This window comes from Streptomyces sp. NPDC001822 (assembly GCF_042892135.1).
Classification (GTDB): domain Bacteria; phylum Actinomycetota; class Actinomycetes; order Streptomycetales; family Streptomycetaceae; genus Streptomyces.
On the sequence record NZ_JBIATW010000008.1, the window covers coordinates 143,467 to 157,929 of the forward strand.

Genomic DNA, 14,463 nt, shown 5'->3' on the forward strand with positions numbered 1-14,463 from the left:
GATGCGGAAGGGCCCGTACCGCTTGTGGGGAGGCGGTACGGGCCCTTCCGGGAGGGGGGCGTGTCAGAACTTCGGGTCCGGGCTCTGGGCCTGGACCAGATCGGCCGCCTCCTGCTCCGTCTCCACCGAGGGCGGGGAGCCGGCCAGGGGCTGGTTGGCGGTCTCCTTCATGCAGGCCACCGCGATCACGCCGACCAGGGCCGCCGCCATCGCGTAGTACGCCGGCATGAGGTTCGTGCCGCTCCAGCTGATCAGGGCCGTGATCACCAGCGGTGTGGTGCCGCCGAAGATCGAGGCCGAGAGGTTGTAGCCGACCGACAGGGAGCCGTAGCGGACGTTGGTCGGGAACAGGGCGGGGAGGGCCGCCGACATGGTGCCCAGCAGGCAGACCAGGGAGAGTCCGAGCATCAGCATGCCGGCGGTGATCGCCGGGATGCTGCCCTGGCGGATGAGCAGGAAGGCCGGCAGGGACAGGAACAGGAATCCCAGCATCCCGGTCATCAGCAGGGGCTTGCGTCCGAAGCGGTCGGAGAGCTTGCCGAACCGGCTGATGATCACCATCAGGACCACCATGACGCCGAGCAGGATGAGCAGCCCGTGGGTCTCGCTGTAGCCGAGCTCGTCGGAGAGGTAGGTCGGCATGTAGGACAGGAGCATGTAGTCGGTGATGTTGTACGCGCCGACCAGGGCGATGCAGAGGATCAGTGTCGGCCAGTACTGGCGGAAGATCTTGGCCAGGTCGCCCTTGGCGGTGGACTCGACGTGGTCGGCCGCCTCCGTGGCGTGGGCGGTGCCGCCTTCGAGCTTCTGGAAGGCGGGCGTCTCGTCCAGGCGCAGTCGCAGGTAGAGGCCGACGAGGCCGAGGGGTCCGGCGACGAGGAACGGGATGCGCCAGCCCCAGGACTCCATCTGGCCGGTGTCCAGGAGGGCGTAGAGGAGGGTGACCAGGCCGGCGGCGCCGACGTAGCCGGCGAGGGTGCCGAATTCGAGGAAGCTGCCGAAGAAGCCCCGGCGCTTGTCGGGGGCGTATTCGGCGATGAAGGTCGATGCGCCGCCGTACTCGCCGCCGGTGGAGAAGCCCTGGAGCATCCGGAAGAAGATCAGGAGGACCGCCGCCCACACGCCGATGGTGCCGTGGGAGGGGATGAGGCCGATCGCGAAGGTGCCGACCGCCATGAGGATCATCGTGAGGGCGAGGACCTTCTTGCGGCCGATCTTGTCGCCCATGGGGCCGAAGAACATGCCGCCGAGCGGCCGTACGAGGAAGGCGACGGCGAAGGTGGCGAACGACGAGAGGAGCTGGGTGGTGTCGTTCCCGGACGGGAAGAAGACGTGCCCGATGGTGACGGCCAGGTAGGAGTAGATGCCGAAGTCGAACCACTCCATGGCGTTACCGAGCGACGCCGCCTTCACCGCGCGCTTGACCGCCTGGTCGTCGGTGACGGTGATGTCCGTCCGGCGGAGCCGGGGGTTCTGGCGTTTCCGGATGGCCCGGAAGAGCGCGGGGTGCCGTTTGACCGCATCAGGGTCGGCCGCCTGGTGGGGGTCGGAGGCCGCCATGGCCGGTTCCTTTCGTCGAACGGTGTTCCAGGAAAGGCTTCTGCGCGGTCATGGCGGTTGCAAACCGAATTCACGGTCGTTTGCGACGTCGGTCACATCGTGTGGCGGGGATCGCCCCGGACGGGGTCAGATGCCCAGGTCCTTGATGATCTTGGCGACGTGTCCGGTCGCCTTGACGTTGTAGAGGGCCTTCTCCACCTTGCCCTCTTCGTCGACGACGATCGTGGAGCGGATGACCCCCGTCACCACTTTGCCGTAGAGCTTCTTCTCGCCGTAGGCGCCGTACGCCTCCAGGGTCTCCTTGGAGGGGTCGCCGACCAGGGTGACCTTGAGGTTCTCCTTCTCGCGGAACGTGGCGAGCTTCTCCGGCTTGTCGGGCGACACGCCGATGACGTCGTATCCGGCGCCCGTCAGCAGCTCCAGGTTGTCGGTGAAGTCGCAGGCCTGCTTGGTGCAACCGGGGGTAAGCGCCGCGGGGTAGAAGTAGACGATGACCTTGCGGCCCCTGTGGTCCGAGAGCGAGACCTCCTTGCCGTCGGCGTCCGGAAGGGTGAAGGCGGGGGCGGTGTCGCCTGTCTGCAGTCGCTCGCTCATGTTTCTCCTCGAGTGGCACGCGGGCTGTGTCGCACCGAGCGTAATAGGGGGTGCCGCCGGGTGTAGGGGCGGTCGAGCTGACAGACTGTCGATGAAGGTTTACCGACGACGACCACGGAGGCGGCGCAGTGTCGGATACGAGGACCCCTGCGCAGATCGAGGCGGACATCATCAGCAGGCGGCAGCAGCTTGCGTTGGTGCTGGACGAGATCGGCGTGCGGGTGCACCCGAAGACGATCATGGGTGACGCGAAGGCCAAGGTCGCGTCGACGGTGGACCGGACGGCCGGGCGCGCTTTCGTCGCTGTGAACCGTTCGGTTTCGGACGTGCGGGCACAGTTCGTGTCGGAGGACGGTTCGCCGCGGCTGGAGCGGGTCATTCCGGCGGCGGTGGTGGTGGTCGGCGTGGTGGCGCTGCTGACGCTGTCGACGGGTCGCCGGAAGCGCTGAGGGCCCGTGCCGGGCGTGGCGCGGGGCCGCCGAGGGCCGCTGCCGGCGTGTCGTGTGCCGTGCCGGTGGCCGGTGCCGGCGTGTCGGGCGGCGTGCCGGCGGAGGTTTCCGGGCGGGCCCTGGGGCGTGTCGTGCGGTGCGGGACAGGTAGGTTTCTGCGCGTGAGCGACAACGGCATGAGCAACACCGACGACAAGCTGCCGATCCGGATGCTGCACGACCGTGTGCTGGTCCGGTCGGATTCGCCCGAGGGCGAGCGGCGTTCCGGCGGCGGCATCCTGATTCCGGCGACGGCGGCGGTGGGCCGGCGTCTGGCGTGGGCCGTGGTGGTCGCGGTGGGCCAGAACGTGCGGACGGTGGAGCCGGGTGACCGGGTGCTGTACGACCCGGAGGACCGTGCCGAGGTCGAGGTGCGGGGCGTGGCGTACGTGCTGATGCGGGAGCGGGATCTGCATGCCGTGGCCGCTGACCGGTTCGAGGGTTCGGTGGATTCGACGGGGCTCTACCTGTAGGGCGCGGTGGCGTGCCCGTGAGGCCTGGTGACGGTTTTCACCAGGCCTTTTGCCTGCCCTTTGCTACGGTGGTGGGACCCCGACGAGACGCGCCGTACCGGGTTTTCCGTAAAGACGACGCACCCGTTCTGTTCGCGTGTCTCGTCGTGGAGGTGCTGTCGTGGCCTGGGTTCTGCTGATCGTCGCGGGTCTGCTCGAGGTGGGCTGGTCGATCGGGATGAAGTACACCGACGGGTTCACGCGGCTGTGGCCGAGTGTGTTCACCGGTATGGGGATCGTGGCCAGCATGATGCTGCTGTCGCAGGCGGCGAAGACACTGCCGATCGGTACCGCGTACGGGGTGTGGGTCGGGATCGGCGCGGCGGGTGCGGCGGTGCTGGGCATGGTGGTGCTGCACGAGCCGGTGACGGCGGCCCGGATCTTCTTCGTCTGTCTGCTGCTCGTCGCGGTGGTGGGGCTGAAGGCGACCTCCGGGCACTGACGGTTCAGGTGCGGCCGGGGGCGAGGGGGGCCGTGTCGGCGGGGTGGTGTTCCTCTTCCGGCGCGCCGTGTTCTTGCCGCGCGCCGTGCACTTCGCCCCATGCGCCGTGTTCCTCCTCGGCGGGACGGTTCCGGTCTCCGCCCGGGCGGTTGTCGTCGGGGGTCCTGGGGGCGCTGCCCGCGTTCTCGCGGTCTTCGGACCTCTGTCCTGCCGTTTCCCGGCGGGGCCCGGGGTTGGCGATGCCGTCAGGGGCGGTGGTTCGGGGTGTGCGCGGGACGCGGGAGCTCTCGGTGGTGGTGCGGGTGCCGTCCTGCCCCTCGCCGGATTCACGGGCCTCGCCGGATTCGCGGGCCTCGCGGGACGCGCGGGGGCCGGGGGTCTTATCGGCGTCCCGGGTGTCCCGCGTGTCTCCGGCTTCTTCCGTGTCTTCGGTGTTCTCGGTTTCCTCTTCCCCGTCACTCTCGTCCGGGTCGGGTTCCTCGGGGCCTTCGTCCGCCTCCAGGTCGAAGTCCCGCACCTCGGTGCCTTCCAGCGCTGCCCGGGTGTAGGCGGCCCAGGTCTGGGCGGGTGCGCCGCCGCCGTTCATGCGGGCCAGGCCGAGGGCGCCGTACAGCGGTTTCTGTACTCCGGTCTCGGGGTCCTGGCCCATGACGGCGATGACGGTGGCGAGGTCGGGGGTGTAACCGGCGAACCAGGCGGCCTTGTCCTCCTCGGCGGTGCCCGTCTTTCCGGCGGCGGGGCGGCCCGCGCCCTGGGCGGCGGTTCCGGTGCCGCCGTCGACGACGCTGCGCAGGACGGAGGTCGTGGTGTCGGCGGCCTCGCGGCTGATGGCGCGTCGGGTGGTCCTGGCGGGGAGGGGGAGCGCGTCGCCGTTCTTGCTGATCTTCGCGACGAGCGTGTACGGCCGCTGTTTCCCGTGGTCGGCGAGGGTGGCGTAGGCCGACGCCATGTCGACGGCGCTGGCGGTGGCGGGGCCGAGTGCGATGGAGGGGGAGGCGGTGAGGTCGGGGGTGTCGCGGGGGATGCCGAGGGCGATCGCGGTGTCCTTGACCTCGTCGGGTCCGACGTCCTGGGCCATCTGGGCGTAGACGGCGTTGACGGATTTGTCGGTGGCCTCGCGGACGGTGATGGAGCCGTAGTCGACGTCGTCCTCGTTGGCGGGGGAGTAGCCGGTGGAGCCGGTGGCGCCGCGGACGGTGCGTTCGTTGGTGCCGTCGTAGCGGGTGTTGGGGGTGATCGCGCGGCCCTTCTGGGTGGTGGACCCGTTGGCGAGGGCGGCGGCGAGGACGATGGGCTTGAAGGTGGATCCGACCTGGTAGTCGCGCCGGGTCGCGTTGTTGACGTACTGCCGGGTGTAGTCGATGCCGCCGTAGAGGGCGACCACGTGGCCGTTGGCGGGGTCGATGGAGGCTCCACCGGCGCGTACGTTGCGGTCGGCCTCGCGGTCCTCGCTGGTCTTCGCGAGGACGTTGTCCTTGACGGCGTCGACGAGGGCGTGCTGCTTCTTCTTCTGCAGTGTGGTGGTGATGCGGTAGCCGCCGGTGGCGAGGGTGTCCTCGCCGATGATGCGGTGGGCGGCGAGGTAGTCGTTGACGGCCTTGACGATGTAGCCGCGCTGGCCGGAGAGGGCGGTGGCGGGCTTCACCTTCCCGGGGACGGGGAAGGTCATGGCGTCGCGGTCGGCGGGGGTGAGCCAGTGCTGCTTGACCATGCCGTCGAGGACGTATTTCCAGCGGGCGAGCACGGCGGGCTTGTTCTCCGGGTGGGCGACGACGTCGTAGGAGCTGGGGGCGTTGAGGAGGGAGGCGAGGTAGGCGCCTTCGCCCGCGTCGAGGCGGTCGACGTCCTTGCCGTAGTAGGCGTGGGCGGCGGCCTGGATGCCGTAGGCGTTGCGGCCGAAGTAGCTGGTGTTGAGGTAGCCCTCCAGGATCTCGTCCTTGCTCTGTTCGCGGTCGAGCTTGATGGAGATGAAGAGTTCCTTGGCCTTGCGGACGAGGGTCTGCTCCTGGCCCAGGTAGTAGTTCTTGACGTACTGCTGGGTGATCGTGGAGCCGCCTTGTCTGCCCTTGCCGGTGGCGGTGTTCCAGCCGGCGCGGAGGGTGGCCTTGATGTCGATGGCGTCCTCGGAGTAGAAGTCCCGGTCCTCCGCGGCGAGTACGGCGTGCTGGATGGTGCGGGGGATCTTGCGGAGCGGGATGTTCTCGCGGTTGATCTCACCGTCGCGGGCGATGACGGTGCCGTCCTCGTAGAGGTAGACGTTCGACTGCGCGGTGGCGCTGGCGTTGGCGGCGGGGATGTCGACGAGCTGGTAGCCGGCGATGAATCCGCCGACGAGGACCAGGGCGAGGAAGAGGAAGCCGGCGAGGGTCATGCGCCAGGTGGGGACGGCACGGCGCCATCCGGTGCGTTTGGGCCGCTTGGAGCGCTTCTTGCGCCCTTTGCCGTCCCGTGCGCCGTCGGGCTGCGGGGGCCGGGGGGTCGCGGCCGCGGTCGAGGGGTCCCGGGGGGCCCAGCCCCCGGAGCCCGGCTGACCAGGGTCTCCGCTGTTCTGCGGTGGCTCGTCGCTCATGACTGTGGAGGCTCCTCGACTGCGGACGATTATCCCATAGTGCACTTTTCGGACGGAGAACCCTTGGATCCCTCCACGGAAATGGGGTCGCGGCGGCCGAACGCCCTGGACTAGGGTCGTGCGCTTTGGTCCTGAGTGCCGGAAACGCGAAGGGGGAGGGCCCGCGGTGCGGCTCTATGCGGTGGTTGCGGCCGGTGGGTTCCGGCGGTACGCCACCTACCGGACGGCGACGCTGGCGGGGGTGTTCACGAACACCGTCTTCGGTTTCATCGTCGCGTACACCTATCTGGCCCTGTGGGACGAGCGCCCGCAGCTCGGCGGGTACGACCAGTCGGAGGCCCTGACCTATGTGTGGCTGGGTCAGGCGCTGCTGATGACCTGCGCGATGATGGGCAGCGGCTTCGAGAGCGAGCTGACGGAGCGGATCCGTACGGGTGACATCGCGGTCGACCTGTACCGGCCCGCCGACCTCCAGTTGTGGTGGCTGGCCGGGGACCTGGGCCGGGCGGCGTTCCATCTGCTGGGGCGCGGGGTCGCGCCGATGGTGCTGGGGTCCCTGGCCTTCGACCTGGCGTTGCCGGGTTCGCCGTGGATGTGGCCGGCCTTCCTGGTGTCGGTGCTGCTGGGGGTGGTGGTCAGCTTCGCGCTGCGGTTCCTGGTCGCGCTGTCGGCGTTCTGGCTGATGGACGGGGCCGGTGCGCTGCAGATGGCGATGCTGGCGGGCCTCTTCTTCTCCGGGATGCTCCTGCCCCTGACGCTGTTCCCGGGTGTGCTGGGCGAGGTGGCGAGGGCTCTGCCGTGGTCGTCGCTGCTCCAGGTCCCGGCGGACGTGTTCCTCGGCAGGTACACGGGGTGGGGCCTGTTGAGCGCGTACGCCTTCCAGGCGGGGTGGGCGGTCGTGCTGCTGCTGGCCGGACGTCTGCTGCAGTCCGTCGCGACGAGGAGGGTGGTGGTGCAGGGTGGCTGACGTCCGGGTGGAGGCGGTGGCCGCGCCGGGGCCGGATATCGCGGAGGCCGCCTTCGCCGACCGGTCGAGGTTCGTGGAGGGGGTCCGGGCGTACGGGCTGATCGTGGCGATGTGGGTGCGTTCGACGATGGCCTACCGGGCGTCGTTCGTGATGACGACGGTCGGGAACTTCCTGATGACGGGGTTCGACTTCGTCACGATCATGCTGATGTTCTCGCACGTGGACGCGCTGGGCGGCTACACGCTGCCGGAGGTCGCTCTGCTGTACGGGATGTCGGCGACGGCGTTCGGGCTGTGCGATCTGCTGCTGGGTTCGGTGGACCGGCTGGGGCAGCGGGTGCGGGACGGGACGCTCGACACGCTGCTGGTGCGGCCGGTCCCGGTGCTGGCACAGGTGGCGGCGGACCGGTTCGCGCTGCGCCGGCTGGGCCGGATCTCCCAGGCGCTCCTTGTGCTGGGGTACGCGCTGGTGACGCTGGACATCGAGTGGACCGCGCTGAAGGTGGTCCTGCTGCCGGTGATGGTGCTCAGCGGGGCGGCGATCTTCGGGGCGGTGTTCGTGGCGGGTGCGGCGTTCCAGTTCTACGCGCAGGACGCCTCGGAGGTGCAGAACGCGTTCACGTACGGGGGGACGACGCTGCTCCAGTACCCCCCGTCGGTCTTCGCCCGGGACCTGGTGCGCGGGGTGACGTTCATCGTGCCGCTGGCGTTCGTGAGCTGGCTGCCCGCGCTGTACGTGCTGGGGCGTGACTATCCGCTGGACCTGCCCCGGTGGGTGGCTTTCCTGCCACCGTTGGTCGCGGGTGGCTGCTGGGTGCTCGCGGGTCTGGTGTGGCGGGTGGGGCTGCGGTCGTACCGCAGCACGGGAAGCTGAGGAGTGGGACGTGGACGACATGGACTTCATCGAACTCGACGGCATCGAGAAGGTGTTCGACGTGCGGCGCAGGACGGGCTTCCTGCGCCGTGAGCGGCGGGAGGTGCGGGCGGTGGACGGGATCAGCTTCCGGGTGCCGCGTGGTGAGATGGTCGGCTACATCGGCCCTAACGGGGCGGGCAAGTCGACGACCATCAAGATGCTGACAGGCATCCTGACGCCGAGCGGCGGGCGGTTGCGAGTGGCGGGCATCGACCCGTCGAGGGAGCGGACGAGGCTGGCGCACCGGATCGGGGTGGTGTTCGGGCAGCGCACGACCCTGTGGTGGGACCTGCCGCTGCGGGACTCGTACCGGCTGATGCACCGGATGTACCGGATCCCCGACCGTCGCTACCGGGAGAACCTGGACCGCTGTGTCGAACTCCTCGATCTGGCGGCACTGCTGGAGGTCCCGGTGCGCCAGCTGTCGCTGGGGCAGCGGATGCGGGGAGACATCGCGGCGGCCCTGCTCCATGATCCGGAGGTGCTGTACCTGGACGAACCGACGATCGGGCTCGACGTGGTCTCGAAGGCCAGGGTGCGCGGTTTCCTACGGGACCTGAACGCGGAGCGCGCCACGACGGTGCTCCTGACGACCCACGATCTGACCGACATCGAGCAGCTCTGCGAGCGGGTGATGGTGATCGACCACGGCCGCCTGGTGTACGACGGTGCGCTCGCCGGGCTGCACGAGGTGGGGGAGAGCGAGCGGACGCTGGTCGTGGACCTGGAGCGCGAACTCCCGCCGATCGAGCTGGCGTCGGAGCCCGCGGTGCGGGTGGTGAAGGTGGAGGGTCCGCGGCAGTGGCTGGCCTTCCCGGCGGCCGCGTCGGCCGCGCCGCTGGTGGCGCGCATCGCGGCGGACTATCCGCTGGCCGATCTGTCGGTGCGTGAGCCGGACATCGAGTCCGTCATCGCGAAGATGTACGCACAGGAACCGGTCTCCGAGCGGGCCGGCGGATGAGCCGACCGGTTCGCGGTGCGACACCGGGATGAGTGTCATGGGGTGACCGGTTGTGGGAACCCTGCTTCGTTGCTTCGTTGCTTCGTTGCTTCGTTGCTTCGGCGCCGCGCCTGTAGCAATCATTTGACGAGTCAATTAAATGTGGATTGACTGTTGTTCGACCTCGGAGACGGGCGCCGGTCCGGCCCCGTGCGGCCGAACCACATACGAACCCACTCCCCGGCAGACGGAAAGCAGCGAGATGACAGACGTACTGAGCGGTAAGAAGGCGCTGGTCACCGGAGGCTCGCGTGGCATCGGCGCGGGTGTGGTGCGCCGGCTGGCCGCCGACGGTGCCGCGGTGGCATTCACCTACGTCCGGGCGAAGGACACGGCGGACGCCCTGGTCGCGGAGATAGCGGCGGCCGGAGGCAGGGCCGTGGCCATCCAGGCCGACGCCGCGGACCGCAGCGCCGTCCGCTCGGCGGTGGCGACCACCGTCGCCGAGCTGGGCGGACTCGACATCCTGGTCAACAACGCGGGCCACGGAGAGGTCGCTCCGCTGGCGGAGTTCACGGACGAGGCCTTCGACCGGATCATGGCTCTGAACGTCACCGCCGTCTTCACCGCGATCCAGGCGGCTTCCGAGCACTTCACCGAGGGTGCGCGGGTGATCAACATCGGGAGCGTCGTCGCCGACAGCGTGCCCTTCGGCGGCATGGGGGCGTACAGCGCGTCCAAGGCCGCGGTCGCCGGACTGACGCGGGCCGTCGCCGTCGAGCTCGGTCCCCGGGGTATCACGGTGAACAACCTGCAGGTGGGACCCACGAACACCGAGTCGAACCCGGATTCGGGGCCCGTCGCGCAGTTGATGACGGGGTTCATGCCGATCGGCAAGTACGCCCAGCCGTCCGACATCGCCGACGCGGTGGCCTATCTCGCCAGCCCGGCCGCCTGGTACGTGACCGGTGCGAGCTGGAACGTCGACGGTGGAAGCGGCCTCGGCTTCCACGTCTGACCACGTGTTCCGGCCATGAGGGAGCACGGCCGGGACGGCCGTGGGCTCCGCAGGAGAACGGACGGCCTCCCGCGTCGCGGCGCGGCGCGTGCGACGCGGCGTCGATCCCCCCGTGAATGGCGCAACGGCCGGTAGGCCGACCGGTCATTGCTCTATAGGGTGCGCGGTATGACAAGCGAAAACCCGGACATGCGTGCCTCCGACGCGGAACGTGAGCGGGTCGCGGAGACCCTGCGGGAGGCCGTGGCCGAGGGCCGGCTGGAGATGGACGAGTTCGAGCAGCGGCTGGACGCGACCTACCGGGCGCGCACGCACGGGGAGTTGGTGCCGCTCGTGCAGGACCTCCCGGTCCCCGGCACCCCCGACCGGCCCACGACCGGCCCGGTCGCCGCGCGGACGGGGCGGGACGCCGACTGGGCCGGGCGGATCGGGGGGCGGGCGACGTCGTCGGGGGCCTTCGCCTTCTGGGGCGGCTTCAGCCGCAAGGGCCGGTGGACGGTGGGGCGGCAGTTCACCGCCTTCGCGATGTGGGGCGGCGGGGAGATCGACCTGCGCGAGGCGCACTTCGCGGAGCGCGACGTCGTGATCCGCTGCTTCACCATCATGGGCGGGATGCAGGTGACGGTCCCGCCGGACCTCGACGTCCAGGTGAGCGGGCTGGGCGTCATGGGCGGTTTCGGCGAGCACTCCAAGATCGACGAGGAGGACCCCCACCCGGACTCCCCGCGGGTGAGGATCACCGGGTTCGCGCTGATGGGCGGCGTCGGTGTGGAGCGCAAGCGGAGCAAGGCGGAGAAGCGGCGGCTGCGGGAGCTGGAGGCGGAGCGGCTGCGTCTCCGGAAGCCGGACACGGGAGACGGGCGCAAGGAGCTGGGCTGAACCCCGGCGGCCCGTGCCGGGAGCGCCCCGGGTTTCCCGGCGGCCCGTGCCGGGAGCGCCCGGTGGAGCAGCCCGGTCCTCCCGTCAGAACACGTCGCTCCTCCGCGCCCCGTCGACCTCGTCGAGGTCGACGGCGTGCCCCAGGGTGCGGTAGCCGGTGTCGTTGAAGTGCAGGTGGTCACCGGAGTCGTAGGCGGGCAGGATCCGGTTCGGGGCGTACGGGTCGCGGACCGCCCGGTCGAAGTCGACGAAGGAGTCGAAGACCCGGCCGGACCGGATCTCGTCGTTGACCGCCAGGCGTACGGCGTTGCGCTCGGGCGTCCAGCTCGGGTAGCCCTGGAAGGGGGTCAGCGTCGCCCCGACGACCTTCAGCCCCCGGTCGCGCGCCCGCTCGGCGAGTGCGCGGAGTCCGGCGGTGATGCGGCGGGCGTCCACCTCCTGGGGAGCCTGCTGCACGTCGTTGATGCCGAGCGAGATCACGACGGTCTTCGCTCCGGCGACGGAGAGCACGTCGCGCTCGAAGCGTTGCGTGGCGCTCGGGCCGCCCAGTTTCTTCACGCCGCGGCGGCTCAGCGGGCTGTCGCGCAGGAGACGGTTTCCCGCGATGCCCTGGTTGGCCACGCCGAAGCGGTGTCGCAACCGGTCGGAGAGGACGTCCGGCCAGCGGCTGTTGGCGTCGGTGGTGGAGCCGCTGCCGGCGGTCAGCGAGTCGCCGATCACGACGATCGCGCCGGGCGAGGCGTCGTTGTGGACGTCGACCGCCGTGAGGTAGCGCCACTGAGTGGTGCTCCAGGTGCCGTGTCCGTCGGCCAGGTATGACGTCTGGTGACTCGTGGGGTGCTGGGTGACGGGCCCGGAGGCGTGCGGAGTGCGCAGCGCCACGACGAGGTCGGCGTCGGGTGCGACGGGGACGACGACCGGGTCGCTGACGACCTGTCCGCCCGCGGGGACGGTGACGGCGGGCCGGCCGCGGAAGGTGACCCGGCGGGTGTTGACGGTGGCCTGGTCGATGACGAGGGGGGTGGCACCGAAGAGGTTGGAGAGCGTGATGCGTGCCGCGTCGCCGCCGATGCTGGTGTGCACGATGTTCCGGATGGTGCGGCCGGGGTACCCGTGGGTGGAGTCCGGCTCGGCGCTGACGGGTGCCGCGGTCCAGGTGGCGACCCAGGTGCCGGTGGAGTTCGCCGGGGCGGCCTGGTTACGGGACGCCGCGTGTGCCTCGGGCCCGGGCGGTGCCGTCCGCCGTGCCGCCATGAACGACGTACCGAACGCCACCGCGGCGGCGAGTGCGGCGGTGCCGGCCACGAGGGCGATGAGCAGGGCGTACCCCTGGCGCCTGGGCATGTGCGGTGTTTCTCCTCGCGGTGTGCTGCCCGGCGCAGGGTGCTGCGCGCGGGGTGGTGTCCGAGTCGTTCTCATGATGCGACAGCCCCCGGGGAACTCGGCATGCGGCCCGGGAGTAGGTGGGGTAGGGACAATGCGTACGGCACGGCGTGAGGCGTACGCGGACGGGTGGAGCGGATGGAACAGGACGCGGGGCAGGGAGCGGGACGCGGGCCGGACGGTGACGGCCCCGGGGGTCCGGGGATCGCACCGGCGGGCACCGGGGCCGGGGGGCCGGGGGCCGGGCCGGGCGGTGCGCCGGCCGGGACGTCCGGTGCACGGCCGTCCGGGCTGCCGTTGGGCGGGTTCGCGTACACGGCCGCCGACGAGGAGAAACAGCGCGGCGTGCGCCGCATGAAGACCACCGCCACGGGACTGCTCCTCCTCGTCGCGCTCGTGTACGTCCTCGCCACCTGGGCGGAGAACTCGGGTGTGGGGGGCTGGCCGGGCTACGTCGCAGCGGCTGCCGAGGCCGGAATGGTGGGTGCGCTGGCGGACTGGTTCGCCGTCACGGCGCTGTTCCGGCGCCCGCTCGGCCTGCCCATCCCCCACACTGCCATCATTCCCACCAAGAAGGACCAGTTGGGGGAGTCACTCGGTTCCTTCGTGGGCGAGAATTTTCTCTCCGGAGACGTCGTTCGTGACCGGATTCACGCGCTGCGGGTCGGTGCGCGCCTGGGGACGTGGCTCGCGGAGCCCGCGCACGCCGACCGGGTGACGGCCGAGCTCGCCACGGCTCTGCGGGGTGCGCTGACGGTGCTTCGGGACTCCGACGTGCAGGCCGTCGTCGGGGAGGCGATCACCCGGCGGGCGGACGCCGCGGAAGTCGGTCCGGGCATGGGCAAGATGCTGGAGAGGATCGTCGCGGACGGCGGGCACCGCCGGGTCGTCGATCTCGTCTGCGTGCGGGCGCACGACTGGCTGGTGCTGCACGGCGACTCCGTCATGGACGCGGTGCAGGGCGGGGCGCCCGGCTGGACCCCGCGCTTCGTCGACAAGCGGGTGGGGGAGCGGGTCTACAAGGAGCTGCTGCGCTTCGTCACGGAGATGCGGGACATGCCCGGGCATCCGGCGCGCGGTTCGATCGACACGTTCCTGACCGACTTCGCCGCCGACCTCCAGACGGACAGTGACACCCGGGCCCGGGTCGACCGGCTGAAGTCGGAGATCCTGGGGCGCGGCGAGGTCCAGGACGTCATCGCGTCGGCCTGGTCGTCCGTGCGCTCGATGATCCTGGCGGCGGCCGAGGACGAGCGCAGCGAGCTGCGGCTGCGGGCCAGGGCCTCGCTGATGTCACTCGGCGCGAGGCTGTCCACGGACGAGCGGCTGCAGGCGAAGCTGGAGGGGTGGCTGGAGGACGCGGCGGCGTATGTCGTCACGACGTACCGCACCGAGATCACGTCGCTGATCAGTGACACCGTGGCCGGCTGGGACGCCCGCCAGACGTCGAAGAAGATCGAGGCGCACATCGGCCGCGACCTGCAGTTCATCCGGATCAACGGCACCGTGGTCGGCGCGCTGGCCGGTCTGGCGATCTACTCCGTGTCGAAGGCCCTGGGGGGCTGACCGGGGGCATGCCCGTCCTGTCGTACGGACACGCCCCCGGGTCGTGCGGGGAGTTGCAGTTCAGTACGCACCGCGCGGCGCCCGTGTTCAATCCCCCGGTACGCGCATTCTGCGCGGCGCGTGTTTTCCTTCGCGGTCCGTGGGCCGTCTCAGGCGCTGCGCCGGGTGACGGCCCAGGACGCGGCGGCGATGCCGCCCGCCACGGTGAACACGGCGGGCCAGGCGCCGACCTTCTTGGCCAGCGGGTGCGATCCGGCGAACGCGGCGACGTAGGCGACGGTCAGGGCGGTGGCCGCGCGGGGTCCGGCCTGCCGGTTCCATCCGTACGCCGCCACCGATCCGGCCGCGGCCAGGGCGACGCCGCCCAGCTGGCGCTTCCGGGTCCACCGGGCGATTCCGTACCCGCCGACGAGTCCGCTCGCCGCCACTGCCGTTGCCGGGACCTTCGCCATTGCCGCCACCTTCGATCTCGCGGGTGCCGGCCTGCTGCCGGCATGTGCCGAGGACCCGAGAATAGTTCTCGGGTCCTCGGTGCCACTCGGCCGGGCCGGTCCGCGGGCAGGTGATCGTGCGGGGCCCGGCGGGCGGGGACGCCGGGCGCACCCGTCTCCCCAGGCCGTCCGGGACGC

The 14,463-nt window shown here is 70.6% G+C and carries 14 protein-coding genes and 1 riboswitch; of the genes, 9 read left to right on the forward strand and 5 right to left on the reverse strand.

The window, feature by feature from the left end; translation table 11 throughout:
* Positions 1 to 63: 63 nt before the first annotated feature.
* Together proP and bcp are read right to left on the reverse strand one after the other, a co-directional pair.
* A complete protein-coding gene (gene proP / locus ACFYY2_RS20130; RefSeq protein ID WP_388744644.1) occupies positions 64 to 1,560 on the reverse strand; it encodes a glycine betaine/L-proline transporter ProP in 1,497 nt (498 codons plus the stop codon).
* Between the two features lie 126 nt (positions 1,561 to 1,686).
* Positions 1,687 to 2,154 carry a thioredoxin-dependent thiol peroxidase gene (bcp, locus tag ACFYY2_RS20135; RefSeq protein WP_388744647.1) on the reverse strand — a complete coding sequence of 156 codons (468 nt, stop codon included), beginning with the start codon at positions 2,152 to 2,154 and terminating at the stop codon, positions 1,687 to 1,689.
* A gap of 128 nt (positions 2,155 to 2,282) precedes the next feature.
* On the opposite strand from bcp, the gene ACFYY2_RS20140 reads away from it, so the two are divergent.
* The 3 genes from ACFYY2_RS20140 (at position 2,283) to ACFYY2_RS20150 (ending at position 3,596) form a co-directional block, all read left to right on the forward strand.
* Positions 2,283 to 2,603, forward strand: a complete 321-nt coding sequence (locus ACFYY2_RS20140) for a DUF3618 domain-containing protein (protein ID WP_388744650.1) — start codon at positions 2,283 to 2,285, stop codon at positions 2,601 to 2,603.
* 176 nt (positions 2,604 to 2,779) lie between these two features.
* Positions 2,780 to 3,115 (forward strand): co-chaperone GroES, encoded by a 336-nt coding sequence (locus tag ACFYY2_RS20145; protein ID WP_073747983.1) that lies wholly within the window; start codon positions 2,780 to 2,782, stop codon positions 3,113 to 3,115.
* 51 nt (positions 3,116 to 3,166) lie between these two features.
* Positions 3,167 to 3,239: riboswitch (guanidine-III (ykkC-III) riboswitch) on the forward strand.
* Positions 3,240 to 3,275: 36 nt separating this feature from the next.
* Positions 3,276 to 3,596 carry a multidrug efflux SMR transporter gene (locus tag ACFYY2_RS20150; protein ID WP_329037710.1) on the forward strand — a complete coding sequence of 107 codons (321 nt, stop codon included), beginning with the start codon at positions 3,276 to 3,278 and terminating at the stop codon, positions 3,594 to 3,596.
* 4 nt (positions 3,597 to 3,600) lie between these two features.
* On the opposite strand, the gene ACFYY2_RS20155 is transcribed toward ACFYY2_RS20150, so the two are convergent.
* Positions 3,601 to 6,165 carry a transglycosylase domain-containing protein gene (locus ACFYY2_RS20155; RefSeq protein ID WP_388744655.1) on the reverse strand — a complete coding sequence of 855 codons (2,565 nt, stop codon included), beginning with the start codon at positions 6,163 to 6,165 and terminating at the stop codon, positions 3,601 to 3,603.
* Positions 6,166 to 6,331: 166 nt separating this feature from the next.
* Here ACFYY2_RS20155 and ACFYY2_RS20160 point away from each other — a divergent pair, with 166 nt between their 5' ends.
* The 5 genes from ACFYY2_RS20160 to ACFYY2_RS20180 all read left to right on the forward strand — a co-directional run bounded on the left by ACFYY2_RS20160 (position 6,332) and on the right by ACFYY2_RS20180 (position 10,885).
* Positions 6,332 to 7,132: an ABC transporter permease gene (locus ACFYY2_RS20160; RefSeq protein ID WP_388744658.1), complete on the forward strand. Its 801-nt coding sequence runs from the start codon at positions 6,332 to 6,334 to the stop codon at positions 7,130 to 7,132.
* Positions 7,125 to 8,006: an ABC transporter permease gene (locus tag ACFYY2_RS20165; protein WP_388744661.1), complete on the forward strand. Its 882-nt coding sequence runs from the start codon at positions 7,125 to 7,127 to the stop codon at positions 8,004 to 8,006. The genes ACFYY2_RS20160 and ACFYY2_RS20165 overlap by 8 nt, the downstream gene beginning before the upstream one ends.
* A 19-nt stretch (positions 8,007 to 8,025) precedes the next feature.
* Positions 8,026 to 9,009 (forward strand): ATP-binding cassette domain-containing protein, encoded by a 984-nt coding sequence (locus ACFYY2_RS20170; RefSeq protein WP_388745078.1) that lies wholly within the window; start codon positions 8,026 to 8,028, stop codon positions 9,007 to 9,009.
* Positions 9,010 to 9,250: 241 nt separating this feature from the next.
* The gene (locus tag ACFYY2_RS20175; protein WP_388744664.1) at positions 9,251 to 10,006 is read left to right on the forward strand and encodes a 3-oxoacyl-ACP reductase family protein; all 756 of its coding nucleotides are present in this window, start codon (positions 9,251 to 9,253) and stop codon (positions 10,004 to 10,006) included.
* 168 nt (positions 10,007 to 10,174) lie between these two features.
* Positions 10,175 to 10,885, forward strand: coding sequence for a DUF1707 domain-containing protein (locus ACFYY2_RS20180; protein ID WP_388744667.1), 711 nt, complete (start codon positions 10,175 to 10,177; stop codon positions 10,883 to 10,885).
* An 84-nt stretch (positions 10,886 to 10,969) separates the two neighbouring features.
* Here ACFYY2_RS20180 and ACFYY2_RS20185 read toward each other — a convergent pair whose 3' ends face one another.
* Entirely contained in the window at positions 10,970 to 12,229 is a 1,260-nt protein-coding gene (locus tag ACFYY2_RS20185; protein WP_388744670.1) for an SGNH/GDSL hydrolase family protein, read from the reverse strand.
* 177 nt (positions 12,230 to 12,406) lie between these two features.
* Here ACFYY2_RS20185 and ACFYY2_RS20190 point away from each other — a divergent pair, with 177 nt between their 5' ends.
* Positions 12,407 to 13,834 (forward strand): DUF445 domain-containing protein, encoded by a 1,428-nt coding sequence (locus tag ACFYY2_RS20190; protein ID WP_388744673.1) that lies wholly within the window; start codon positions 12,407 to 12,409, stop codon positions 13,832 to 13,834.
* Positions 13,835 to 13,983: 149 nt separating this feature from the next.
* Here the strand turns inward: ACFYY2_RS20190 and ACFYY2_RS20195 are convergent, their stop codons facing one another.
* The gene (locus ACFYY2_RS20195; RefSeq protein ID WP_388744676.1) at positions 13,984 to 14,286 is read right to left on the reverse strand and encodes a hypothetical protein; all 303 of its coding nucleotides are present in this window, start codon (positions 14,284 to 14,286) and stop codon (positions 13,984 to 13,986) included.
* Positions 14,287 to 14,463: the final 177 nt, after the last annotated feature.

Excerpts from the sequence above, each read along its gene's own strand:
- proP (WP_388744644.1), bottom strand. The coding sequence starts at position 1,560 with ATGGCGGCCTCCGACCCCCACCAGGCGGCCGACCCTGATGCGGTCAAA.
- bcp (WP_388744647.1), bottom strand. The coding sequence starts at position 2,154 with ATGAGCGAGCGACTGCAGACAGGCGACACCGCCCCCGCCTTCACCCTT.
- ACFYY2_RS20145 (WP_073747983.1), top strand. The coding sequence starts at position 2,780 with ATGAGCAACACCGACGACAAGCTGCCGATCCGGATGCTGCACGACCGT.
- ACFYY2_RS20155 (WP_388744655.1), bottom strand. The coding sequence starts at position 6,165 with ATGAGCGACGAGCCACCGCAGAACAGCGGAGACCCTGGTCAGCCGGGC.
- ACFYY2_RS20170 (WP_388745078.1), top strand. The coding sequence starts at position 8,026 with ATGGACTTCATCGAACTCGACGGCATCGAGAAGGTGTTCGACGTGCGG.
- ACFYY2_RS20175 (WP_388744664.1), top strand. The coding sequence starts at position 9,251 with ATGACAGACGTACTGAGCGGTAAGAAGGCGCTGGTCACCGGAGGCTCG.
- ACFYY2_RS20180 (WP_388744667.1), top strand. The coding sequence starts at position 10,175 with ATGACAAGCGAAAACCCGGACATGCGTGCCTCCGACGCGGAACGTGAG.
- ACFYY2_RS20185 (WP_388744670.1), bottom strand. The coding sequence starts at position 12,229 with ATGCCCAGGCGCCAGGGGTACGCCCTGCTCATCGCCCTCGTGGCCGGC.
- ACFYY2_RS20190 (WP_388744673.1), top strand. The coding sequence starts at position 12,407 with ATGGAACAGGACGCGGGGCAGGGAGCGGGACGCGGGCCGGACGGTGAC.
- ACFYY2_RS20195 (WP_388744676.1), bottom strand. The coding sequence starts at position 14,286 with ATGGCGAAGGTCCCGGCAACGGCAGTGGCGGCGAGCGGACTCGTCGGC.